Origin of the sequence: Solidesulfovibrio alcoholivorans DSM 5433 (assembly GCF_000702665.1) — a bacterium.
Taxonomy (GTDB): domain Bacteria; phylum Desulfobacterota; class Desulfovibrionia; order Desulfovibrionales; family Desulfovibrionaceae; genus Solidesulfovibrio; species Solidesulfovibrio alcoholivorans.
Map to the genome: position 1 here is coordinate 201,839 of NZ_JNJA01000001.1, position 22,468 is coordinate 224,306.

Annotated in this window: 21 protein-coding genes and 1 riboswitch; of the genes, 17 read left to right on the top strand and 4 right to left on the bottom strand. The window is 67.8% G+C overall.

Annotation, left to right across the window (positions count from 1 at the left end; genetic code table 11):
- Positions 1-117: 117 nt before the first annotated feature.
- Complete coding sequence (hflX, locus tag Q368_RS0100875) at positions 118-1,704, top strand: GTPase HflX (protein ID WP_342665680.1); 1,587 nt, start codon at positions 118-120, stop codon at positions 1,702-1,704.
- Here hflX and Q368_RS0100880 read toward each other — a convergent pair.
- The gene (locus Q368_RS0100880; RefSeq protein ID WP_245611253.1) at positions 1,673-2,527 is read right to left on the bottom strand and encodes an alpha/beta hydrolase; all 855 of its coding nucleotides are present in this window, start codon (positions 2,525-2,527) and stop codon (positions 1,673-1,675) included. The two genes, hflX and Q368_RS0100880, sit on opposite strands and share 32 nt — an antisense overlap.
- A gap of 15 nt (positions 2,528-2,542) precedes the next feature.
- Here Q368_RS0100880 and Q368_RS0100885 point away from each other — a divergent pair, with 15 nt between their 5' ends.
- Positions 2,543-3,265: an AzlC family ABC transporter permease gene (locus tag Q368_RS0100885; protein WP_029456849.1), complete on the top strand. Its 723-nt coding sequence runs from the start codon at positions 2,543-2,545 to the stop codon at positions 3,263-3,265.
- Positions 3,238-3,567 (top strand): AzlD domain-containing protein, encoded by a 330-nt coding sequence (locus Q368_RS0100890; protein WP_029456850.1) that lies wholly within the window; start codon positions 3,238-3,240, stop codon positions 3,565-3,567. Before Q368_RS0100885 ends, Q368_RS0100890 begins: the two co-directional genes overlap by 28 nt.
- 13 nt (positions 3,568-3,580) lie before the next feature.
- Here the strand turns inward: Q368_RS0100890 and Q368_RS0100895 are convergent, their stop codons facing one another.
- A complete protein-coding gene (locus Q368_RS0100895; protein ID WP_029456851.1) occupies positions 3,581-6,430 on the bottom strand; it encodes an ATP-binding protein in 2,850 nt (949 codons plus the stop codon).
- A gap of 135 nt (positions 6,431-6,565) precedes the next feature.
- Positions 6,566-7,045 (bottom strand): C40 family peptidase, encoded by a 480-nt coding sequence (locus tag Q368_RS0100900; RefSeq protein WP_029456852.1) that lies wholly within the window; start codon positions 7,043-7,045, stop codon positions 6,566-6,568.
- Between the two features lie 357 nt (positions 7,046-7,402).
- Here Q368_RS0100900 and Q368_RS0100905 point away from each other — a divergent pair, with 357 nt between their 5' ends.
- The 10 genes from Q368_RS0100905 (at position 7,403) to arfB (ending at position 17,062) form a co-directional block, all read left to right on the top strand.
- Positions 7,403-8,170, top strand: coding sequence for an ABC transporter ATP-binding protein (locus tag Q368_RS0100905; RefSeq protein ID WP_029456853.1), 768 nt, complete (start codon positions 7,403-7,405; stop codon positions 8,168-8,170).
- Positions 8,171-8,252: 82 nt separating this feature from the next.
- Complete coding sequence (locus Q368_RS0100910) at positions 8,253-9,380, top strand: branched-chain amino acid ABC transporter substrate-binding protein (RefSeq protein WP_029456854.1); 1,128 nt, start codon at positions 8,253-8,255, stop codon at positions 9,378-9,380.
- 58 nt (positions 9,381-9,438) lie between these two features.
- The gene (locus Q368_RS0100915; protein ID WP_029456855.1) at positions 9,439-10,356 is read left to right on the top strand and encodes a branched-chain amino acid ABC transporter permease; all 918 of its coding nucleotides are present in this window, start codon (positions 9,439-9,441) and stop codon (positions 10,354-10,356) included.
- Positions 10,340-11,563 (top strand): high-affinity branched-chain amino acid ABC transporter permease LivM, encoded by a 1,224-nt coding sequence (gene livM, locus Q368_RS0100920; protein ID WP_029456856.1) that lies wholly within the window; start codon positions 10,340-10,342, stop codon positions 11,561-11,563. The genes Q368_RS0100915 and livM overlap by 17 nt, the downstream gene beginning before the upstream one ends.
- Positions 11,564-11,565: 2 nt before the next feature.
- Positions 11,566-12,282 carry an ABC transporter ATP-binding protein gene (locus tag Q368_RS0100925; protein WP_029456857.1) on the top strand — a complete coding sequence of 239 codons (717 nt, stop codon included), beginning with the start codon at positions 11,566-11,568 and terminating at the stop codon, positions 12,280-12,282.
- Positions 12,272-12,550, top strand: a complete 279-nt coding sequence (locus Q368_RS0100930; protein ID WP_029456858.1) for a hypothetical protein — start codon at positions 12,272-12,274, stop codon at positions 12,548-12,550. The genes Q368_RS0100925 and Q368_RS0100930 overlap by 11 nt, the downstream gene beginning before the upstream one ends.
- Before the next feature lie 372 nt (positions 12,551-12,922).
- Positions 12,923-13,144, top strand: a riboswitch (cobalamin riboswitch).
- A 127-nt stretch (positions 13,145-13,271) separates the two neighbouring features.
- Positions 13,272-15,488, top strand: coding sequence for a ribonucleoside triphosphate reductase (locus tag Q368_RS0100935; RefSeq protein ID WP_029456859.1), 2,217 nt, complete (start codon positions 13,272-13,274; stop codon positions 15,486-15,488).
- Positions 15,489-15,499: 11 nt separating this feature from the next.
- The gene (locus Q368_RS0100940) at positions 15,500-15,808 is read left to right on the top strand and encodes a DUF6506 family protein (protein ID WP_029456860.1); all 309 of its coding nucleotides are present in this window, start codon (positions 15,500-15,502) and stop codon (positions 15,806-15,808) included.
- A gap of 105 nt (positions 15,809-15,913) precedes the next feature.
- On the top strand, positions 15,914-16,612 hold the full coding sequence (locus tag Q368_RS0100945) for an anaerobic ribonucleoside-triphosphate reductase activating protein (protein ID WP_029456861.1): 699 nt from the start codon (positions 15,914-15,916) through the stop codon (positions 16,610-16,612).
- 12 nt (positions 16,613-16,624) lie between these two features.
- On the top strand, positions 16,625-17,062 hold the full coding sequence (gene arfB, locus Q368_RS0100950) for an alternative ribosome rescue aminoacyl-tRNA hydrolase ArfB (protein WP_029456862.1): 438 nt from the start codon (positions 16,625-16,627) through the stop codon (positions 17,060-17,062).
- A 47-nt stretch (positions 17,063-17,109) separates the two neighbouring features.
- On the opposite strand, the gene Q368_RS22815 is transcribed toward arfB, so the two are convergent.
- Complete coding sequence (locus tag Q368_RS22815) at positions 17,110-18,924, bottom strand: methyl-accepting chemotaxis protein (RefSeq protein WP_043784661.1); 1,815 nt, start codon at positions 18,922-18,924, stop codon at positions 17,110-17,112.
- Between the two features lie 267 nt (positions 18,925-19,191).
- Between Q368_RS22815 and Q368_RS0100960 the strand changes: the two genes are divergently transcribed.
- From Q368_RS0100960 to Q368_RS0100975, 4 genes are all read left to right on the top strand, one after another.
- The gene (locus tag Q368_RS0100960; RefSeq protein WP_029456864.1) at positions 19,192-19,608 is read left to right on the top strand and encodes an SxtJ family membrane protein; all 417 of its coding nucleotides are present in this window, start codon (positions 19,192-19,194) and stop codon (positions 19,606-19,608) included.
- Positions 19,609-19,793: 185 nt separating this feature from the next.
- A complete protein-coding gene (locus tag Q368_RS26560; RefSeq protein ID WP_005995311.1) occupies positions 19,794-19,943 on the top strand; it encodes a DUF5989 family protein in 150 nt (49 codons plus the stop codon).
- 12 nt (positions 19,944-19,955) lie between these two features.
- Positions 19,956-21,821, top strand: a complete 1,866-nt coding sequence (locus Q368_RS0100970; RefSeq protein ID WP_029456865.1) for a carbamoyltransferase family protein — start codon at positions 19,956-19,958, stop codon at positions 21,819-21,821.
- A gap of 251 nt (positions 21,822-22,072) precedes the next feature.
- Positions 22,073-22,462, top strand: coding sequence for a hypothetical protein (locus Q368_RS0100975; RefSeq protein ID WP_029456866.1), 390 nt, complete (start codon positions 22,073-22,075; stop codon positions 22,460-22,462).
- The last annotated feature ends 6 nt before the right edge of the window (positions 22,463-22,468 follow it).

Sequence of the window (22,468 nt, forward strand, 5' to 3'; positions counted from 1 at the left end):
CGGCGCTACCCGTCCAGGGGCGCGGCCACGCCCGACCAGGCGCGCGAGCTGGCCGCCATCGCCTACGGCATCGGCCGCCAGGTCGGCCTGCTTATTGACCGCAAGGGCCGGCCGACCATGATCCTGGTCGGCACGCCCAAGGGCATCCTCATCCCGGAGCTCGACCGCTCGCGGTTGGGCGCGGGCAGGCTTCGCGGCGTGCGCCTGCTGCACACGCACCTTGCGGGCGAGGGTCTCACCGAGGAAGACCTCACGGACATGCTGTTTCTGCGCCTGGACAGCGTGGCGGCGCTGACCGTGGACGACCAGGCCCAGCCCGTGACGCTCCACGCCGCGGTGCTGCTGCCGCCCGGGGCCGGGGACGCGCCCTACGACGTGCTGCCGCCGCACCCCTTCGACAAGGTGGAGGAGGATTTCAACGCCCTGGCCGTGGCCCTGGAAGAGGAGCTCGCCCGGGAGGGCGAACGCCTGGCCGCGCCGCAGGCCCGCGAGGCCGGCCGCGAAAAGGCGGTGCTCGTCAGCGTGTCGAACGCCCCGCGCGCCGTCCAGGAGGCGTCGCTGGCCGAGCTCGCCGCCCTGGCGGACACGGCCGGGCTCGCCGTGGCCGAATCCGTGGTGCAGCGGGTGGCGACGGTCAACCCCAAGTACATCCTGGGCAAGGGCAAGCTCGCCGAGATCGAGGTGGCGGCGCTGAGGGCCGGGGCGTCGCTGCTCGTCTTCGACGGCGAACTGTCCCCGTCCCAGATCCGCAACCTGGCCGAGGTCACGCAGTTGCGGGTCATCGACCGCACGCAGCTGATCCTCGACATCTTCGCCCAGCACGCGGCCTCGCGCGGCGGCAAGCTGCAGGTGGAGATGGCCCAGCTCAAATATCTCCAGCCGCGCCTGGTGCGCCAGGACAGGGCCATGTCGCGGCTCATGGGCGGCATCGGCGGCCGTGGCCCGGGCGAAACCAAGCTCGAGGTGGACCGGCGGCGCATCCGCGACCGCATCGGCCGCATCAAGGACGAACTCAAGGAGCTGCGCAAGCGCCGGGCCGCGGCCCGGGCCGGCCGCGCCAGGGCCGGGCTGCCCGTGGTTTCGCTCGTCGGCTACACCAACGCCGGCAAGTCCACCCTGCTCAACACGCTGACGGGCAGCGCGGTGCTCGCCGAAAACCGCCTGTTCGCGACCCTCGACCCGACCAGCCGCCGGCTGCGTTTCCCGAGCGACAAGGAAATCATCCTCACGGACACGGTGGGGTTCATCCGCGAGCTGCCCAAGGAGCTCAAGGAGGCCTTCCGGGCCACGCTCGAGGAGCTGGAGGCCGCGGACCTGCTCGTGGCCGTGGCCGACGCCTCCCATCCCGAGGTGGAGGCGCAGGCGGCGGCCGTGGCCGAGATCCTGCGGGAGATGGGCCTTGGCGACATCCCGCGGCTTTTTGTGCTCAACAAATGGGACGCCGTGCCCGAGGACGGGCGCGAGCCGCTCCGAAACGCCTTCCCCGAGGCCATCACGCTCTCGGCGAAAAACCGGGAAGGCCTAAGCGCCCTCACCGACGCCATCCTGCAGCGGGTACGCTCCGGCCCGGGCGTGCGCGACCACGGCCCCGCCCTCGAAAGGGGCGCGGACGCGGATGGAAACGCGGACGCGGAGACGGACGGCGCGGGCGACGCAGCGGACGGCGACCCGGCTACGGCTGCGGCGACGCGAACCGGGCCTTGACGAATTCCCGCACGTACTTCCAATATTCCGGCGCATCCACGATGTTGCCGTGCCCCGTGCCCTCGATGACCCGCACCTCCTTGGGTCCGGGCCAGGACGCGGCCAGGCGGTCGGCATGGTGCGGCGGCACGTACCGGTCCGCCCCGGCCACGAGGAACAGGGCCGGCGCGGTGACCTTGGCGGCGTCGGGGACCACGTCGAAGGGATTTTTGAGCAGCAGGCGCACGGGCACGAAGGGGTGGCTCTCCTGGCCCACGGCGGCCAGGGAGGAAAACGGCGTCACGAGGATGATGCCGGCCACGGGCCGGCGGGCGGCCACGTACGCGGCCATGGCCGTGCCCAGGCTGCGCCCCATGACCACGATGCGGGGATTTTCGCCGAGCTTGACGGCCAGGGCGTCGTACACGGCCAGGGCGTCGGACTTGAGCGTCGCCTCGGTCGGCACGCCGTCCGAACGGCCGTAGCCGCGGTAGTCCACGCCGGCCACGGCGTAGGGCCGCAGTTCGTTGGGCGACCAGAGGAAAAAGCCGGTCTGTTCCTCGGCGTTGCCGCAAAAATACAGCACCGCCGGCGCGGGTTGCCCGTTTATGGTCCGGGGCAGGGAGTAGCCCCGCAGGGTCGCGCCGTCGGCGGCCGTGACGGTGAAATCCTCCAGCCGGGGGAAGTAGCGCCGGATCTCCGCCTCGCGGGCGGGATCGACGGGACGCCCGGGAAAAACCATGGAATCCTGGCCCATGTAGAGCATGGCCAGATAGCCGCAGTACGCAAGCCCGAGGGCTGTGATGACGATGACGAAGATTTTCATGACCTGTCGTTTTTTCATGGGAAAAAGGCCCCCGTGTCCGGCTCGCCCCTAGCCGCGCCCGGCGCGCGGGCGCTCTGGCGCGAGGCCCTGGCCCGCGTCGCGCCCATCGCCATGGGCTACGTCCCGGTGGGTATGGCCTATGGCGTGCTCGCCGGCAAGGCCGGGCTTAGCGCGCTCAACGTCCTGGCCATGTCGCTGCTCGTCTACGCCGGCTCGGCCCAGCTCGTGGCCGTGGGCTTTTTCGCGGCCGGCGCGTCGGCGCTGTCCATCGTGGCCACGACGTTCGTGGTCAACCTGCGCCACCTGCTTTTTTCCGCGGCCGTGGCCCCGTCGGTGTCGGGCTGGCGCAAGCGTGAGCTCGCGGCCTTCGCCTTCGAGCTCACGGACGAGACCTTCGCCCTGCACGCCGCCCGGTTCGGCCGGGGCGACCGCGACAAGGCCCTCACCTTCGCCGCAAACGTCCTGGCGCAGGCGTCCTGGGTCGCCGGCACGGCGCTCGGCGTCGCCGCGGGCGACGCGCTCGGCGACGGCAAGGCCCTGGCGCTCGATTTCGCCCTGCCGGGCATGTTCCTGGCGCTTCTCGCCGGGCAGCTGCGCACGCCGTCCCAGGCCGCTGCGGCCGTGGCCGGCGGGGGGTTGTCCCTGGCGGCGGCGGCGGCCGGCGCATCGGGCCTCGGCACGTTGACGGCAGGCCTGCTCGGCGCGGCCTGCGGCATGGGAGTGGAGACATGGACTCGCAGGAAACGATCTTCCTGACCATCTGCGCCATGGGCGCGGTCACCTACGCCACGCGTTCGGGGCCGCTGCTCTTCCTGGCCGGCCGGACGCTGCCGCCCGCGGCCCAACGCTTCCTGGCCCACGTGCCGGCGGCGGTGCTGGCCGCCCTGGCCGTGCCGGCGCTCCTCATGCCCGAGGGACGGCTGGCGCCCGGGCCCGGCAATTTCATCCTCTGGGCGGGGCTGGCCGCGTTCGCCCTGGCCGTGCGCACGCGGGGCTTTTTCGGGCCGGTGGCACTCGGCATGGCCATCGTGGCCGCGGCCCGCTTTTTCGCCGGCTGACGGAATACGGGCCTCAGGCGTCGCCCCTGCCTTCCTGACCGGCGAGCCAGACGGCAAACGCCGGGCCGAGCTCGCGCCACAGGTCGGAAAGGGCCACGTGGGCCTTGCCGGCCGCGTCCGCATCGCCGGTGCGCAGGGCCTTTTCCAGGGCCCTGGCCCGCTCGCGACAGGAATACGCGCCAAGCGTCGCGGCCGTGCCCTTGAGGGTGTGCGCGTCGATGATCGCCCGCGCCATATCCCCGGCGGCCATGGCCTCCCGGCACGCGGCCAGGCGGCGCGTACCCTCCTCGAAACTCACCCGGCACAGATCCAGGAACTGCTCCCGGTCGATGTCCATGCCCTGCCGGGCCGTATCGGGGTCGAACAGCGCGTCGACCGACACGGGACGCGCGGCCGGCGCGGCCGCAGCCCCGCCGTCGTGGCGCGCCGCGGCGTCGAGGGCGTCGCGCAGCACCTGGAAATTGATCGGCTTGGACACGAAGCCGTTCATGCCCGCCTCCAGGCATTCCTGGCGCATGTCCTCCAGGGCGTGGGCCGTAACCGCGATGATGGGCACGTCCGGGTCGAAAACCGGGGCGTCTTCCGGCCCGCCGGCCCGGATGGTCCGCGCGGCCGTGATGCCGTCCACTTCGGGCATCTCGATGTCCATGAGCACCACATCGAAGCGCTCCCGGGCAAGGATTTCCCAGGCCTCGCGCGCCGAGGCCGCCACGGTCAGTTCATGGCCCATGCGGCCCATGTGCAGCCTTGCCACGGCGGCGTTGAGCGCATTGTCCTCGACGAGAAGGATGCGCAGCGGCTCGTGCACGGCCGCAGCCGGGGGGGGAGCCGGGGCCGGCGCGGCCACGGCGTTTCCGCCGGCGGGCGCAAGCCGCACCGTGCAGGTGAACGCGCTGCCCTCGCCGAGGCGGCTTTCGACCGTGAGATCCCCGCCCATGCGCACGGCAAGACCCTTGGCGATGGCAAGCCCCAGCCCCGTGCCGCCGAAGCGCCGGGAGGTGGAGGCCGCGCCCTGCTCGAAGTCCTGAAACAGCCGCGCGCACTCCGCCGCGTCCATGCCGGGCCCGGTGTCGGTCACGCGCAGCGCGAGCGCCGTGCGCCCGTCTTCCGGCGCACCCGGCATCTTCGCGGCCAGGGACACGCGCACGGACACCGCGCCGGCCGCGGTGAACTTGAGGGCGTTGGCCGTCAGGTTGACGAGGATCTGGCGCAGCCGGCCCGCATCGCCGAGCAGCACGGCGGGCACGTCGTCGTCCACGGCGGCCGTGAAGGCCAGCCCCTTCTGGGCGGCTTCGTGGGCGAAGACGGCGACCACGCCGTCGAGCAGGCGGCGCAGGTCCACCTCGCCGCGTTCGAGCACGAGCTTGCCCGCCTCGATCTTGGAAAAATCCAACACGTCGTTGACCACACCGAGCAGATGGGCGGCGGCCTCCCGCACGGAGCGCAGATGGCCGCGCTGGGACTCGGAAGCCGGCCCGGACAGCAGTTCCTCGGTCAGGCCGATGACGACGTTGAGCGGCGTGCGGATCTCGTGGCTCATGACGGCCAGAAACGCGCCCTTGGCCTTGCTTGCGTCCTCGGCGCGGTTTTTTTCGCGCTCCACGGCGTCCTGGCGTTTCTTCTCCTCGGTCACGTCCACGTAGGAAAACACCCGGCCGATGCAGGACTCGCCCTGGAGGATGGGGCCGCTGCGGCGCTCGAAAAAACGCCCGTCGCGCAGCGCAAGCACGGCCACGTCCTGGCGACGGGGCTCGGCCATGAGCTTTTCGTAGGCCTCCTCGCTCGCCTGCGGCGCGGCGAGCTTGCCGAGCACCAGGGCCACGCGCCGGGGCCGCTCCTGCGTAAGCCAGTCCCCGGGCAGCCGCCACAGTTCCAGGAAGCGGGCGTTGACGGCCAGGACCTCCCGGTCGCCGCCGAGGCCGACGCACAACACCCCTTCCGTCTTGGACTCCAGGATGGCCTTGTGCAGCGCCAGGGCGCGCTCCTGCCGGGACTCGGCGTCCTTGCGCGCCACGATTTCGTCCGTGAGGCGCTCGTTGGCCAGGGCCAGCTCCGCCGTGCGCTCGTCCACACGCCTGGCCAAAAGAAGGCGGTTCTCCTCGACTTCGGCCTGGCTGCGGGCAAGGGATTCGCTCGTTTCCTTAAGTCGCGCCGCCATGGCGTTAAACGCCATGGCCATGCGCCCCAGGGCGTCCCGGGAGCCCACGGGCAACGCGACGTCGAGCCGGCCCGCGTGCACGGCCTCGAGCCCCTGGCGCATCTCGTCCACGGGATGCAGCACGAACAGGTGGAGCATGAGATTGAGCAGCGCGGCCAGAAGCACGTAGGCTCCGACCACGGCCAGGGCGAACACGAACCACGTGTGCTGGTTGAGTTCGGTGATTTCCCGCAGGGAGTAGCGCAGGCGCAGGTAGCCGAGCGTTTGCTCCCCGTCCGACACGGGCTCGACCAGGGAGGCGAAGATCTTGCCTTCCTCGTCGGTGGAGACCGAAAAGATGCGCCGGCCGGGCAGTCCCGGCCCACCGTCGTCGCCGGTCAGGGGGCCGGGCCGGACCTCGCCGGCCGTGGCCAGCAGCTCGCCGTGCGCGCCGAACAACGAGGCCTCGACCACGCCGTCCACCCGCACGAGGCGGTTCATGATTTCCAGGGCCTTGCCGCGGGCGTCGCGGCTGCCCAGCATGGGACCCAGGGCTTCCAGGCGGTGGGCGGCCAGGGTGCCGAGCAGGAGCCGGGTCCTGCTCTGGGCGGCCTCCTGGCGGGTGCCCATGTAATAGGAGAGCACGCCGCCGAAGGCCGCGGCCGCGGCCAGGAAGGCGAGAAAGATGGCGAGGTTGATCTTGACCCGAAGGGAGGCTCCGCGCATGGGGACATCCGGGATTGACCGCGCGCGGCGCGGGTCGGGCCTGACGGCGCACGGCGCGGCGGCGACAGGCTGTTTCACTTTCTCGATTTGTTAAAAAGAAATCGTCCCGCCTGTCAAAGGCCGCGCCGGCCGGGGTCAGGGCGAGAGGACACGGTTGGCGGCATAATAGCTCGTGCGCCAGTACGGGGCCATGAGGGTATCCTCGCGCACCCGGCCGCCCGGGGAGGGGCTGTGGATGAATCCGCCGTGACCGTCGAAGATGCCCACGTGCAGGCTCGAGGATTTTGCCGAGGGCATGAAAAAGACCAGATCGCCCGGCCGCAGGTCGGCCTTGGACACCGGCCGGCCGACGCGGAGCTGGTCGTCCGTGCGCCGGGGCAGGCGCACGCCGTGGCGCGCATAGACCCACTGGACGAAGCCGGAACAGTCGAAGCCCGTGTCCGGCGACTGCCCGGCGCTGCGGTAGGGGACGCCGATCTGGGAGCGGGCCGTGTCCACCACCGTACCCCGTCCCGGGACCAGGGGCGACGGCTCGCGGCCGCCCCCGGAAAAGGCGCAGCCGCCGAGGATGAGCCCGAGACTCGCCAGCAGTGCGATGCGGATGACTGCCTGCATGCGCCGATCCTCCGACATGAGCCATGCAACCGGCGTGCCCGGGGCCCGGCCTCAGCCGGTGCGAAAAAGGCGAGGGCGTCGCGCACCACCGTCGATGTGTCGCCATTTCCCCCCGCAACCGAACAGTTTTTTTTGTCACTGAAAAAAAGGCGACGATCGTTTGGCCCGTTTTCCCGACCCGACACCTCCGACAATCGGTCCCACGGCCGGAGTTGCGTCATTATTTTTTAACAAAATCGGCAAGTTCGTCTTAATCACCTCCGCCTCGACGCCCCCGCGCAGACGTGTGCCGCCGTTGCCAGCCGCGGCAAGTTTCCCTTTGTTTTTTGTCGGATTTTTTCGTAAGAACCCTGTTCCATGGCTCACTTGTGTCTCTCCGACGTCAGCGTCCACTTCGGGGGCCTGCAAGCCCTCACGGAAGTGTCCTTCGATCTGCGCCCGGGCGAGATCCTCAGCCTCATTGGCCCCAACGGCGCGGGCAAGACCACGGTTTTCAACGTCATCACAGGCGTCTACAAAATCTCCGGCGGCCAGGTGACCTACGACGGCGCGCCGCTGTCCGGGCTGCGGCCCCACCACATCCTGGCCCGGGGCATCGCCCGCACCTTCCAGAACATCCGCCTGTTCACGGCCATGACCGCGCTCGAAAACGTCATGGTCGCCCGGCACTGCCGCACGCGCGCCTCGGTGCTCGGCGCGGTGCTGCGCACCCCTACCCAGCGGCGCGAGGAACGGGCCGTGCGCGAGCGGGCCCTGGAGGCCCTGGCCTTCGTGGGCCTCGACAGCCATGCCGACACCGTGGCGAAGAACATGCCCTACGGCCTGCAACGCCGGCTGGAGATCGCCCGGGCGCTGGGCTCGGACCCGAAAACCCTGCTCCTCGACGAACCCGCCGCCGGGCTCAACCCCTCGGAGAGCCGGGAGCTCATGGAGACCATCGCCCGCATCGCCGCCACGGGCAAAAACGTGCTCCTGGTCGAGCACGACATGAGCGTGGTGATGAATGTCAGCCACCGCCTGGTGGTCCTCGACCACGGGGTGTGCATCTGCCAGGGCAGCCCGGACGAGGTCCGGGCCAACCCGCAGGTCATCGAAGCCTACCTGGGCTCCGAAGCCGACGGGTGACGGCGCAGCCGCGAATACGCCCGCATGGCCGCACCGTCGCGGCAAGGGGGGCGAGACCAAGGACACAGGAGGTTTGCGGAACATGAAGACGAGAAGCATCATCCTCACGGCCCTGGCCATTTGTCTCGCCATGGCCGGCACGGCCACGGCCAAGACCCTCAAAATCGGCAGCATGAGCCCCTTGACCGGCTCCTACGCCGCGGACGGCAACGACATCGCCAACGGCGCGCGCGCGGCCATCGCGGTCATCGAGAAGGAAGGCGGCATCCCGGGCTACGACAAGATCGAACTGTTCGCCGAGGACACCGCCTGCGATCCCCGCCAGGCCGTGGCCGCCGCCAACAAGCTGGTCAACGAGAAGGTCGTCGGCGTCGTCGGCGCCTACTGCTCCTCGGCCACCATTCCGGCCTCCGAAGCCCTGTCCGAGGCCGACATCCCCATGCTGACCCCGGCCTCCACCTCGGAGAAGGTCACCGAGCGCGGCCTGCCCTACATGTTCCGCGTCTGCGGCCGCGACGACGACCAGTCCATCGCCGCCATGAAGTTCATCAAGGACGTGCTGGGGGGCAAGACCATCTTCATCGTGGACGACAAGACCACCTACTCCCAGGGCCTGGCCGACAACGTCGAAAAGCTGGCGGCCAAGGAAGGCGTCAAGGTCATCGAGCATGACCACGTCAACCAGGGCGACAAGGACTTCTCCGCGGTGCTGACCAAGATCAAGGAAGCCAACCCCGACGTCTTCTACATGAGCCTGCAGAACTCCGCCTCCGGGGCGCTCATGCTCATCCAGGCCAAGCGCGCCGGCGTCAAGGCCGCCATCATCGGCCAGGACGCCGTGTACCACCCGCAGCTGATGGAAATCGCCAAGGACGCCGCCGAGGGCATGTACCTGACCTTCGGCTACATCGACGACGCCACCCCGGCCTACAAGAAGTTCCAGGCCGCCTACGAGAAGTACGGCAAGCCCGGCGCGTATTCGGCCTACTCCTACGATGCCGCCTACTCGCTGCTGTCCGCCATCAAGGCCGCCAAATCCACGGACCCGGCCAAGATCAAGGCCGAGCTGCTCAAGATGAACATGGACGGCGCGTCCAAGAAGATCAAGTTCCAGCCCAATGGCGAGTCCGGCTCCAACTACGTCATCCGCGTGGTCAAGGACGGCAAGTTCGTCAACTACTGGGACCCGCAGACCGGCAAAAAGTACTAATCGGCTACCCCACCCCGGGGGGAAGGCCCGGCCTTCCCCCCGCAAAAGCGCGGACGGCATGGAATACCTCATTCAGCAGCTCATAAACGGCCTGACCCTCGGCGGCGTCTACGCCCTAGTGGCGCTCGGCTACACCATGGTCTACGGCATCATTTCGCTGATCAACTTCGCCCACGGCGAAATTTTCGCGGCCGGCGGCTACATGGGCGTGATCCTTTTAAGCTACATGGCCTCCCAGGGGCTCATGGACGCCCATCCCTGGTTCGGCCTGGCCTTCGCCCTGATCCTGGCCATGGGCTACTGCGCCATGCTGGCCATGGCCGTGGAAAAGGTGGCCTACAAGCCCCTGCGCCAGTCCTCGCGCCTGTCCGTGCTCCTCTCGGCGCTCGGCATGTCCATCTTTCTCCAAAACGGCCTCATGCTCACCCAGGGCGTCTACGACAAGGCCTACCCTACGGAGTTCACCCACGGCGGCTTCGAGGCCTGGGGCGTGCGCGTCAGCTACATGCAGATCGGCATCATCGCCGTCACCGCCCTGCTGCTGTTTCTGCTCAATGCCCTGGTCTTCAAGACGCGCATCGGCAAGGCCATGCGCGCCACGGCCCAGGACAAGGTCATGTCCGCCCTGGTCGGCATCCACTCCGACAAGGTGATCAGCACCACCTTCGCCATCGGCGCGGCCCTGGCCGCGGCCGCCGGCATCATGGTCGGCATGTACTACGGCTCGGTGCGCTACGACATGGGCTTCGTGCCCGGCATCAAGGCCTTTGCCGCGGCCGTGCTCGGCGGCATCGGCAACATCACCGGCGCCATGATCGGCGGCTTCATCATCGGCATGGTGGAGATCCTGGCCGCGGCCTACATCCCCCACGGCGGCGAGTACAAGGACGTGTTCGCTTTCGTCATCCTCATTCTCGTGCTCTATTTCATGCCCACCGGCATCATGGGAGAAAACGTCGATGACACGCGGGTCTAGGAAGTCCTGGCTGTACTTCGGGCTGGGCCTGGCCTGGTTCTACCTGCTGCTGTGGCCGCTGATGGGCATCCGCGACGGCGGCCTGCACTTCGAGAAATCCTTCCTGGTCTGGCTGCGCGTGGCCGTGGCCGCCACCGTCTGCTTCGTGCTCTACCGCCTGGGCAAGCGGGGCGTCCTCGACCCGGTGCTCACGCCCCTGGCCAAGTCCCGCGACGCCGCTCTGCACACGCTTTCGCGCGCGCCGCGCTGGATGTTCTACGTGCCCCTGGCCGCCTTCGCCCTGGCCTACCCCATGCTCACCAACCGCTACGCCCAGGATGTGGCCATAAACGTCCTGGTCTATATCTGCCTGGGCCTGGGGCTCAATGTGGTCGTCGGGCTGTGCGGCCTGCTCGACCTCGGCTACATCGCCTTCTACGGCGTCGGCGCGTACACCTACGCGCTGCTCTCCGTGCATTACGCCATGCCGTTCTGGGTCTGCCTGCCCATCTGCGCGCTGTTCGCCGCCGCGGCCGGCTGCGTCATCGGCTACCCGACCCTGCGCATGCGCGGCGACTACCTGGCCATCGTCACGCTCGGGTTCGGCGAGATCGTGCGCATCGTGCTCAACAACTGGATGGCCCTGACCGGCGGCCCCAACGGCATCCTCGGCATCAAGGCCCCGGGCCTCTACGTGCCGACCTTTGCCGACGGCTCCTTTTCCTTCGAATACCTGCTGCTCAGAAAACTCGAATACCTCTACTACGTCATCCTCGCCCTGGCCGTGTTCACGGTCATCGCCGTCTATCGCATCAATTTCTCCCGCATCGGCCGCGCCTTCGAGGCCATCCGCGAGGACGAGACCGCGGCCGAGCTCATGGGCGTGGACACCTTCCGCTTCAAGCTCCTGGCCTACGCCCTGGGCGCGGTCTTCGGCGGGCTGGCCGGAGCCTTTTTCGCGGCGCGCATGCGCTTCGTCAGCCCCGAGAGCTTCACCTTCATCGAGTCGGCCATGGTGCTCGCCATGGTCGTTTTGGGCGGCATGGGCTCCATCCCGGGCGTCATCCTCGGCGCGCTGGCCCTGGTCGCGCTGCCGGAGGTGTTTCGGGAATTCGAGCTCTACCGCATGCTGGCTTTCGGCGGGGCCATGGCCCTGATGATGCTGGTGCGTCCGGCCGGACTGTGGCCGGCGGCGCGCCTGGGCAAACGTTCGGACGATTCGGAGTAGCCGTGGCCGCCATCCTCGAACTTACGGGCGTGTGCGCCCACTACGGCCGCATCCAGGCCCTGCGCGACGTGTCCCTGCATGTGGACGAGGGCGAGATCGTCACCATCATCGGCGCCAACGGCGCGGGCAAGTCCACCACGCTCATGACCATCTGCGGCATCGTCATGGCAAGTGCCGGCGACGTGCGCTACATGGGAGAGTCGATCCGCGACACGCGCGCGGACCTGCTGCCCGAGCGCGGCCTGTGCCAGGTGCCCGAAGGCCGGCGCATCTTCCCCCGCCTGACCGTGCGCGAGAACCTGGACATGGGCGCGTTTTTCCGCCGCGACGTCGACGAGATCGAAGCCGACCTCGGCATGGTCTTCCGGCTTTTCCCGGTGCTCTTCGAACGGCGCAAGCAGCACGGCGGCACGCTCTCCGGCGGCGAGCAGCAGATGCTCGCCATCGCCCGGGCGCTCATGAGCCGCCCGAAGATGCTGCTCCTCGACGAGCCGTCGCTCGGGCTTTCCCCCATGATCTCGCAGCACATCTTCCGCATCATCAAGAACGTCAACGAGGAGCGCGGCATGACCATCCTCCTCGTGGAACAAAACGCCAACATCGCGCTGAGGCTCGCCGACCGGGCCTACGTCCTCGAAACCGGGACCGTGGTCATGGAGGACTCGGCCGAGCGCATGCGCGAAAACACCGACATAAAGAAGGCCTACCTTGGACAATAACCCCACCCTCGACGCCATCCTGGCCCGGCTGCGCCCGGAAAAGGTTGCAGAAATCCGCGCCCTCATCCTCGACGCCATCGCCCGCCAGTACGGCGACACCCCCGATCCGACCACCCTTTCCCGCTTCCTCGACGACATCCGCGTCGCCCAGTCCATGTCCGGCATCGATATCGACTACGCCGAGCACTACACCCACATGCACCAGGCAGGCGTCGACTTCATGCGCCTTGTGCAGGCCGTGAAGGCGGCGGACAAGGATTACAAGTAGAAGCGAGAGGAAGAGTAGAAGCGAGAGGAAGAGAAGATGCCTCCGGCGGCCAGGAGGGGCGACGGCCCCTCCTGGACCTCCCGAATGGGGGGTGAGGGGTCCGCGAAGGTTGGGACGGGAGCGGACGAGTTTTTGGGTCCGGGGGCTTGACGGAAAAAATCCGAAGGGTTGGCGTAAAATTTTATCGGATAAATAGGATAAAATTAGTTTTTTAATTTTATCAGGATGTTCTCAGAGCACGCAAGAAAACGGCAGCGTGTTCCAAATGCCTTCAACACCTTTCCGCGACTGGATATCCCGCTGCATTCCCCGAAGGAGTGAAGCGACGCCCTCCCGGCCGGCCCGTCGTTGACACCGACTTGCCCTTTTCCCATACAGTGGTTCTGCGCTGGTGTTCGCCCGCATCGGGGAGGAGCGGGGGAACGGCAAGAGGGAATCCGGTGCGACTCCGGAGCTGCCCCGCAGCGGTAAGCGAAAACGACCCCCGCCATGAAGCACTGGGCGCATGCCCGGGAAGCGGCGGGCAGTAGGCCGCCGGCGATGTTCGCCGGCCCGTTCGCGAGCCCGAAGACCTGCCAGTGCCCGCCGGCCGCAAGCCGGCGGCGTCAAGGGTGCCTCGCGGGAGGGCGACCCGGCCGCAACGACGCAAGAGGCGCGCCGTGCGGCCATCGCATCCGTCAACGGCGCGCTCGCGCCATTTCCGAACAGGGAGAGACAGTCCATGCTTTCGCCGTCCGAAAACGGCAATCTTGCCGTTGCTGTCGTGCGTCCCGAGACCGATTCCGACAATTCCCAGGACAAACGTCCGGCCGTCGCCGCCGTTCCGGCGCGCATCCGCAAGCGCGACGGGCAGGTCGTCACCTTCGACGCGGACAAGATCCACTCCGCCATCCGCCGCGCCGGCGCGGCCACGGGCGACTTCGGCGACGACGAGGCGAGGCTCCTTACCGCGCAGGTGGTCAAGGTCCTGGCCCACCGTTTCGTCGGCCAGATCCCCGACATCGAACGCATCCAGGACGTGGTCGAGCAGGCGCTCATTTCCGCCAACCACTTCCGCACCATGCGCGCCTACTCCGTCTACCGCGAACAGCGCGCCCGCCTGCGCCAGGACAAGAAGACCGTGGTGGACGTGGCCGCCTCCGTCAACGAATACCTCGACCGCCAGGACTGGCGCGTCGCGGCCAACGCCAACCAGGGCTATTCGCTGGGCGGGCTCATCCTCAACGTCTCGGGCAAGGTCACGGCCAACTACTGGCTCTCCCACGTCTATCCGCCGGAAGTCGGCGCGGCCCACCGCGAAGGCGACCTGCACATCCACGACCTTGACATGCTCTCCGGCTACTGCGCCGGCTGGTCCCTCAAAACGCTCTTGCAAGAGGGCCTCAACGGCGTGCCCGGCAAGGTCGAGGCCAAGCCGCCCAGACACCTCTCGAGCGCCGTGGGGCAGATCGTCAATTTCCTGGGCACGCTGCAAAACGAATGGGCCGGCGCGCAGGCGTTTTCGAGCTTCGACACCTACATGGCACCGTTTCTGCGCAAGGACAACCTGTCCTACGAAGAGGTGCGCCAATCCATCCAGGAACTGATCTACAACCTGAACGTCCCCTCGCGCTGGGGCACGCAGACGCCCTTTACCAACCTGACCTTCGACTGGAACTGCCCCGAGGACCTCGCTTCCCAGCATCCCCTCATCGGCGGCGAGGAAATGCCGTTCACCTACGGCGACCTGCAGGCCGAGATGGACATGATCAACCGTGCCTACATCGAGGTCATGACCGCCGGCGACGCCAAGGGGCGCGTTTTTACCTTCCCCATCCCCACCTACAACATCACCAAGGATTTCCCCTGGGAATCGCCCAACGTGGAGATCCTGTTCGAGATGACGGCCAAGTACGGGCTTCCGTACTTCCAGAATTTCGTCAATTCCGACCTCGAGCCCGGCATGGTGCGCTCCATGTGCTGCCGGCTCCAGCTCGACCTGCGCGAGCTGCTCAAGCGCGGCAACGGGCTTTTCGGCAGCGCCGAACAGACCGGGTCCGTGGGCGTGGTCACCATCAACTGCGCGCGCCTGGGCTACCTCCACCGCGGCGACTGGGACGGCCTGGTCTCCCGCCTCGACGCCCTGCTCGGCATCGCGCGCACGAGCCTCGAGATCAAGCGCAAGGAGATCACCCGCCGCATGGACGCCGGGCTCTTCCCCTACACCAAGCGCTACCTCGGCACCCTGCGCAACCACTTCTCGACGATCGGCGTCAACGGCATCAACGAAATGGTGCGCAACTTCACCTCCGGCACGCACGACATCACCACGCCGGAAGGCCACGCCCTGGCCGTGCAACTGCTCGACCACGTGCGCGAGCGCATGACCGAGTTCCAGGAGCAGACCGGCCACCTCTACAACCTGGAAGCCACCCCGGCCGAGGGCACGACCTACCGCTTCGCCCGCGAGGACCGTAAACGGTTCCCCGACATTTTGCAGGCCGGAACGGATGACAAACCGTATTACACCAACTCGTCCCAGCTGCCCGTCGGCTTCACCGACGACCCCTTCGAGGCGCTCACCCGCCAGGAGGAGCTCCAGCGCAAGTACACCGGCGGCACGGTGCTCCACCTCTACATGGGCGAGCGCATCACCAGCGCCGAAGCCTGCAAGAACCTCGTACGCCGTTCGCTTTCCCGCTTCGCCCTGCCCTATGTGACGGTGACGCCGACGTTTTCCATCTGCGACATCCACGGATACCTCGTCGGCGAACAGCAGACCTGTCCGCACTGCGCCGCCGAAGGCCGTAAGCAGCCTTGCGAGATCTGGACGCGCGTCATGGGCTACTACCGGCCCAAATCGGCGTTCAACACCGGCAAGCAGGGCGAATACGAGGAGCGGGTCTGCTTCAACGAACCCTGCGACCTTGCCCCCGGCGCGCGCCCAGCCGCCGTGTAAGGAGAGAAACCATGGAACAGGTGCTCAAGGCTGCGTTCATCTTCGTCGCCCCGGGAGCCGGCCCCGGTGTGGACCGGGCCTGGGTGAAGACGCCCAAGGTCCATCTGTTGGCCGTCGGCGTCGGCGACTACGAACAGGCGGTGGCCGTGGCCAAGGACGTGGTGGCCAACGAGGGCATTGCCGCCATCGAACTGTGCGGCGGCTTCGGCCATGCCGGCGCGGCCATGGTCGCGGCGGCGGTTCCGGTTCCCGTGGGCGTGGTGCGCTTCGACACCCACCCGGGCCTTGGCGGCGCAAGCGGCGACACGCTGTTCGCGTAGCGCGGCCGCGCGGCCGGCCATGCCCCTTGACGCCGGCGGCAAGGGCGGGCAGGCCAGGGGCATGACTTCCCCCACGCGCCCCAAGGGCCGCAAAGGTTCCCACGCATGGACGGACTGACCATCGGCGGCGTGACGCCGCTTTCGAGCCTCGACTTCCCGGACGCCCTGGCAGCGGTCATCTACTGCCAGGGCTGCCCCTGGGGCTGCCCCTACTGCCACAACGAACCGCTGCGCAAGATCGGCGGGGAAGGCGAGCGCGACGCGGCCTCGGTACTGTCCTGGCTGGAAAGCCGCCGGGGACTGCTCGACGCCGTGGTTTTCTCCGGCGGCGAACCCACGCTCCAGGAAGGCCTTGCCGCGATGCTCGCCGCCGTGCGGGAGCGCGGCTTCAAGACGGGCCTGCACACCACGGGCATGTTCCCGGACGCCCTGGCGCGCGTGCTGCCGCTTTGCGACTGGGTGGGGCTCGACGTGAAGGCCCCGCGCGCGGCCTACGACCGCATCACCGGGCGCACGGGCGGTGGCGAGGCGGCTTTTTCGAGCCTCGCCCTGCTGCTTGACAGCGCCATCCCCTTCGAGGCGCGCACCACCTGGCATCCCGGCCTGCTCGATACCGACGAACTCGTGTCCCTGGCCCGGGAACTGGCCGCGGCCGGAGCCGACCGCTGGGTCATCCAGGCCTTCCGGCCCGACGGCTGCGCCGACGAGACCCTTGCCGCCGCAGGCGTCACCGCCTTTCCGCCGGACCTCGTCTCACGGCTCCAGGCCGCCGCGCCGCGCCTGACCATCACCACCCGCTCCTGACGGCAGGTTGCCATGGACGCACCCACGCTTTGCATCCTCCCCGGCGTCGCCGTGCTCCTGGACGAGTTGCGCTTCACCGCCACCACGGCCGGCGGTCCGGGCGGGCAGCACGTCAACAAGGTGAGCACCAAGGTGACGCTGCTTTTTGACCTCGACGGCTCGCCGAGCCTGACCGAGGCGCAAAAGACGCGCCTGCGCGCGGCGCTCGCCGGGCGCATCGGCAAGGACGGCGTGCTGCGCGTGGTGTCCCAGTCCACGCGCAGCCAGTCCGCCAACAAGGAACTCGCCGTGGACCGCTTTGCGGCGCTTTTGCGCGAAGCCCTGACCCCGCGCACGCCCCGCCGCAAGACCCGGGCCACCCTGGCCTCGAAACTGCGCCGCCTGGAAGGCAAACGCCAGCGCGGCGCGGTCAAGCGCCAGCGCACCGTCCGTCACGACGACGGAGAGTGAGCCCGCCGCGCCACAACAGGGGCGCGGCCGTCCTTACGCCTCGCGCGTCACTCCAGCGCCGCCCCCTGGTTGTTGCGCCGCATCGTGTCGATCAGGTGCCTTATGCCGTCGATCTGGCCGGCCAGTTCGTCGATGGCGATGGCCGACTGGCGCATGGCGTCGGAAGTGGCCGCGGCGATGCGGGTGATGTCCTCCACGGTGTGGTTGATCTCTTCGCTGGTCGCGGACTGTTCCTCGGACGCGGTGGCGATGACGCGCACCTGGCCGGCCGCGGCCCGGATCAGCTCCACGATGGCGGCCAGGGCCTCGCCGGACTGTCGCGACAGGACCGTGGCGTCCTCGATGGCGGAGGCGGCCTGGTCCACGTTGCCCATGTTCTTTTTCGCCCCGTCCTGGATGCCGGTGATGGCAGCGTCCACCTCCTTGGTGGCGACCATGGTCTTTTCCGCGAGCTTGCGCACCTCGTCGGCGACCACGGCGAAGCCGCGCCCGGCTTCCCCGGCCCGGGCGGCCTCGATGGCGGCGTTGAGCGCGAGCAGGTTGGTCTGGTCGGCGATGTCGGAAATGACCGACAGGATATAGCCCGTGGCCTGCGCCTGCCGCCCCAGGGCGTCCATGTCGGTCTTGAGCGCCAGGGCCAGTTCCTTGACCCTGTTGATGCCGGCCACGGCCTCGCCCACGACGCGGGAGCCTTCCGCGGCGCGTTCCATGGCGGCGTCCGTGGTGCTTGCGGCCTGGGCCGCGTTCCTCGACACCTCGAGCACCGTGGCGTTCATCTCTTCCATGGCCGTGGCCGCGCTCTCCAGGCGTTTGGCCTGTTCGGCCGCGCCGTTGCTCGAGCTCTCCACCTGGGCCGAGAGTTCCCCGGAAGCGGAATTGACCACCGCGACGATGTCCTGCAATTCTCCCGCGGCCTCGAGCATGCCCTCGGCCTTGGCCCGCTTGGCCGCCAGCATGGCCTCTTCGGCGATCCTGGCGCTGCGGCGGGCAGCCTCGGCCTCCTTGTCCGCCTCCTCGCTCTTGCGGTCGGCCAGCAGGATCTTGTCCTTGAGCGACGTGACCATGGCCGCGATGGCGTTCCTGACCGACGCCAGTTCCTGGACGAACGTCCCGCGCGGCGTTGCGGCGAGATCGCCGCCGGCCACGGCCTTGGCGTAAACGCGCAGGTTCCCGAGCGGCGTCAGCACATCCGACTGGAGCCGCCACCAAGCCAGGCCCACGACCAGGACGATCACGCCGAAGGTGACGCCGCCGGTGATGATGGCGGCCTGCCGCGCTTCCGCCTTGGCCCCGTCCAGGGAGGAGATGATCTCGAACGCACCGTGCAGTTCCCCTTCCTTCCAGCCTTCCTTGATGCCGCCCACGGGGTCGCGCTCGCCCTTGGCGTCGCCGTGGCAGTACAGGCATTCCTTGCTCAGGCGGATGGCCTGGTAATAGCGGATGTGGTCGGCGTCCTTGACCACCATTTCCGTCAGATTCCTTGCCGCCATCTCGCGCAGCACGCGCGTCTCCTCGGGGGTCGGGGCGTTGTGGGGATTGCGCGGCTGCTCCTTGGGCACGCGAAAGGAAAAGCCGAGGTCAGCGGCCTTCTCCCGGACCATGTTGATGGCCGTGATGACCGGCACGGCCTCGACGAGCTTGTCCGGAGGGATCTGGTCGAAGGGGCGAATGATTCCCTGATGCATCTTCTTGGCCATCTCGGAGCGGGCCGCTGCGGCCATGGACACCACGCTGCGCGAGGCTTGCAACACGGCGGCGTCGTAGGATTCCGTAATGAAGCGCATGTCCACGAAATAGCAAACCAGCGCCGTGAGAAGCGGCCCCAGCGTCACCACGAGCAGCGCCCGCTGTCTGATAGTCATGTCAACCCCCCGGGATATCTAAATATCGCAAACATGGAAGACGCAGTGTTTCCAGCATAGCATGCCTTATTTTTCATTGAAATAATCGCCGTAAAATTTCTGAAAATAACAAAGCAGCATCGATTTTATAATATTCACATGTTTCCGATCCGCTGCGCCCGCCCATCGGCCGGCGGCCTTGACGCCTGGCGTCGGGGCGGGCTAGGGAAGCCTGTCGCAAAATCCCATGCGACCCATCCCCAAATCCCGATCCGGAGTTCGCACCGCATGTCCTCACTGGAACACAAGCGCGCCAAGAAATCCTTCTGGCTCTCCGCGACCAAGGAGCAGGCCAAGGACACGGGCATGGCGCTCGTCCTGATCGCGCTCATCGTTTTTTTCGCCACCCGGGAGATCCGCTACGCGACCATCGCCACCGCGCTGCTGCTCCTGGACATGATCGCGCCGGCGCTGTTCAAGCCGGCGGCCAAGCTGTGGTTCGGCCTGTCCCAAGTCCTCGGCACGGTCATGTCCAAGGTCATGCTTTCGCTCATCTTCTATCTGGTGCTTTCGCCCATGGGCGTGTTGCGCTCGCTTTTCGGCAAGGACCCCATGCGCGTGCGCCAATTCAAGAAAGGCGGGGACTCCGTGTTCCGCGTCCGGGACCACCGGTTCGTGGCCGCGGACATCGAACAGCCGTTCTGACCTGACCCGCGCGAAACGGGACAGGCGAAGCGCCCGCCATTGGCCTTGCGGGCGTATTGCAGTATCGTGCGCCCGCTTCACGGGCGCAGGGCGCATCACGCCCTGGAAGGCGGCGCCGACGCCGCCCCAACATCGCCGATCCGCCGCCGCGCATGCGGCCGGCCGATTTCCCTTACGGAGGAACCATGGAATTTTTACGCGAACTCTGGGGCTTTCTGCGGGTCAGGAAAAAATTCTGGCTGCTGCCCATCATCCTCGTGCTGTTGCTTTTCGGCGTCCTGGTGGTCCTGACCAGCGGCACGGCCGTTGCGCCCTTCATCTATACGCTCTTTTAGCCGGACGCGCCCATGGCCGAATACATCCTGGGGATATCCGCCTACTACCACGACAGCGCGGCCGCGCTTTTGCGCGACGGCGAGATCGTGGCCGCCGCCCACGAGGAACGCTTCACCCGCAAGAAGCATGATGCGTCGTTTCCCGAGCACGCCGCACGCTACGTGCTGGAGGAAGCCGGCATCGGCTTGCCCGAACTGGCGTCCGTCGCCTTTTACGACAAGCCCTACCTCAAGTTCGAGCGGCTCATGGAAACCTACCACGGCTTCGCCCCGCGCGGCGTGGTCAGTTTCCTGTCCGCCATGCCGGTGTGGATCAAGGAAAAGCTCTTCATGAAAAAGATGCTGCGCGAGGAACTGGCCAAGCTCGGCCAGGGCAAGCCGCGCATCCTTTTTCCCGAGCACCACCTCTCCCACGCCGCCTCGGCCTTCTACCCCTCGCCCTTCGACGCCGCCGCCATCCTGACCATCGACGGCGTGGGCGAATGGTCCACCACGACCATCGGCGTGGGGCGCGGCAAGGACATCACCTTCCTGCGCGAGCTGGACTTCCCGCACTCGCTGGGCCTGCTCTACTCCGCCTTCACCTACTACTGCGGCTTCAAGGTCAATTCCGGCGAATACAAGCTCATGGGCCTGGCCCCCTACGGCATCGACGGCTCCGAGCGCGTGGAGACCTACAAGGCCAAGATCCTCGACGAACTGGTCGACCTGCGCCCGGACGGCTCCCTGCTCCTCAACATGGCCTACTTCGACTACGCCACGGGCCTGACCATGTGCCGCGACGCGAAGTTCGAGGCGCTTTTCGGCCTGCCCAAACGTGCCGCCGAGTCCGAGCTCGCCCAGGAGCACATGGACATGGCGCTGGCCATCCAGCAGGTGACCGAAGATGTGGTCATGCGCCTGGCGCGCACGGCGCGGGAATTAAGCGGCGAGAAATACCTCGTCATGGCCGGCGGCGTGGCGCTCAACTGCGTGGCCAACGGCAAGCTGCTGCGCTCGGGTGTCTTTGACGACATCTGGATCCAGCCGGCCGCGGGCGACGCCGGCGGCGCGCTCGGCGCGGCGCTCGCCGCCTGGCACGTGCGCGGCGGCAACGAACGCACGCCCCTGCCCGCAGGCGCGGCCGACCGCATGGCCGGCTCCTACCTCGGCCCGGAATTCACCCGCCGCGATGCCTTGCGCGTGGCTTCGCGCAACGAAGCGCCCTGCACGCCGTACGACGACTTCGACGCCCTGTGCGCCACGGTCGCCGACCTGCTGGCCGACGGCAAGGTCGTGGGCTGGTTCCAGGGCCGCATGGAATACGGCCCCCGGGCGCTTGGCGACCGCAGCATCCTGGGCGACCCGCGAAACCCGGAGATGCAGAAAAAGCTCAACCTCAAGATCAAATACCGCGAGGGCTTCCGGCCCTTCGCCCCGTCGGTGCTGGCCGAGGCCGTCTCGGAGTGCTTCGAGCAGGACCGGCCCTCGCCCTACATGCTGCTCGTGGCCCCGGTTGCCGAGAAACTGCGCCGCGCCCTGCCCGAGGGCTACTGGCAGATGCCCATGTTCGAGCGCCTCTACGTGCCGCGTTCCGAGCTGCCGGCCATCACCCACGTGGACTTCTCCGCGCGCATCCAGACCGTGCACGAGCGGACCAACCCGCGCTACCACAAGCTCATCAAGACGTTTCACGCCCGCCACGGCTGCCCGGTGGTGGTCAACACGAGCTTCAACGTGCGCGGCGAACCCATCGTCTGCACCCCGGCCGACGCCTACCGCTGCTTCATGCGCACGGAGATGGACTACCTGGTCATCGGCGATTGCCTGTTCAACAAGGAAAACCAGCCCGAATACGCCGACGCCGGCGACTGGCGCAACGAATACGAGCTGGATTAGGCCGCTTGCGGCAAGACATCCGGGAAACGCCGTCCGCAAGGGCGGCGTTTCTTTTTGGTGTCGCGAACCGGCCTTGCCCACTGCGCCGGGACATGCAAAAAGAAATCCTCCGGTTTACGAGGTGCGCCATGGACGCCGAACATACGGACGGCATCGTACGGGACGGCAACAGGGGGACTGGTCCCCTAAAGGAATGCGGGAGCGCGACGAAAAGGCGCGTATGGGCGGTTCAGGCCGCCGGGGAGGGTTGCATGAAACGGCTGGCGATGCTCGTGCTGGCGTGCGTGTTGCTCGGCGTGCCACCGCTTACGCGGCCGGCGGCCGCATTCGACGAACAGGCCGTGCTGGTCTGCTCGTTTCGACGCGCCCTGGCGATACTGACCTGCAAGACGCCGGACAAGTACAGCTTCGTCGGCGTGCGCGAGGGCGTCTATATCTTCAACAGCTTTTTCGGCAAGGAATTCGCGGAATTCTACGTCCAGATCAATGGCGACCTCGCCGTCTTCACCAGCCGCGTCTGGCACGGCCGCATGCCCTCGGGCCGCATCGTCAAGGACTACAACGGCGGCTGCGTCAACGTGCTCGTGGACGTCATCCCCTGCTCGCGCTTCACCTCGGCGCGCTGCTGCGGCAGCCAGTAGCGCGCC

Excerpts from the sequence above, each read along its gene's own strand:
- Q368_RS22815 (WP_043784661.1), bottom strand. The coding sequence starts at position 18,924 with ATGACTATCAGACAGCGGGCGCTGCTCGTGGTGACGCTGGGGCCGCTT.
- Q368_RS0100960 (WP_029456864.1), top strand. The coding sequence starts at position 19,192 with ATGTCCTCACTGGAACACAAGCGCGCCAAGAAATCCTTCTGGCTCTCC.
- Q368_RS0100915 (WP_029456855.1), top strand. The coding sequence starts at position 9,439 with ATGGAATACCTCATTCAGCAGCTCATAAACGGCCTGACCCTCGGCGGC.
- hflX (WP_342665680.1), top strand. The coding sequence starts at position 118 with ATGATCCTGGTCGGCACGCCCAAGGGCATCCTCATCCCGGAGCTCGAC.
- Q368_RS0100910 (WP_029456854.1), top strand. The coding sequence starts at position 8,253 with ATGAAGACGAGAAGCATCATCCTCACGGCCCTGGCCATTTGTCTCGCC.
- Q368_RS0100880 (WP_245611253.1), bottom strand. The coding sequence starts at position 2,527 with ATGAAAAAACGACAGGTCATGAAAATCTTCGTCATCGTCATCACAGCC.
- Q368_RS0100975 (WP_029456866.1), top strand. The coding sequence starts at position 22,073 with ATGAAACGGCTGGCGATGCTCGTGCTGGCGTGCGTGTTGCTCGGCGTG.
- Q368_RS0100970 (WP_029456865.1), top strand. The coding sequence starts at position 19,956 with ATGGCCGAATACATCCTGGGGATATCCGCCTACTACCACGACAGCGCG.
- Q368_RS0100935 (WP_029456859.1), top strand. The coding sequence starts at position 13,272 with ATGCTTTCGCCGTCCGAAAACGGCAATCTTGCCGTTGCTGTCGTGCGT.
- arfB (WP_029456862.1), top strand. The coding sequence starts at position 16,625 with ATGGACGCACCCACGCTTTGCATCCTCCCCGGCGTCGCCGTGCTCCTG.
- Q368_RS0100945 (WP_029456861.1), top strand. The coding sequence starts at position 15,914 with ATGGACGGACTGACCATCGGCGGCGTGACGCCGCTTTCGAGCCTCGAC.
- Q368_RS0100895 (WP_029456851.1), bottom strand. The coding sequence starts at position 6,430 with ATGCGCGGAGCCTCCCTTCGGGTCAAGATCAACCTCGCCATCTTTCTC.
- livM (WP_029456856.1), top strand. The coding sequence starts at position 10,340 with ATGACACGCGGGTCTAGGAAGTCCTGGCTGTACTTCGGGCTGGGCCTG.
- Q368_RS0100905 (WP_029456853.1), top strand. The coding sequence starts at position 7,403 with ATGGCTCACTTGTGTCTCTCCGACGTCAGCGTCCACTTCGGGGGCCTG.
- Q368_RS0100890 (WP_029456850.1), top strand. The coding sequence starts at position 3,238 with ATGGACTCGCAGGAAACGATCTTCCTGACCATCTGCGCCATGGGCGCG.
- Q368_RS26560 (WP_005995311.1), top strand. The coding sequence starts at position 19,794 with ATGGAATTTTTACGCGAACTCTGGGGCTTTCTGCGGGTCAGGAAAAAA.
- Q368_RS0100900 (WP_029456852.1), bottom strand. The coding sequence starts at position 7,045 with ATGCAGGCAGTCATCCGCATCGCACTGCTGGCGAGTCTCGGGCTCATC.
- Q368_RS0100940 (WP_029456860.1), top strand. The coding sequence starts at position 15,500 with ATGGAACAGGTGCTCAAGGCTGCGTTCATCTTCGTCGCCCCGGGAGCC.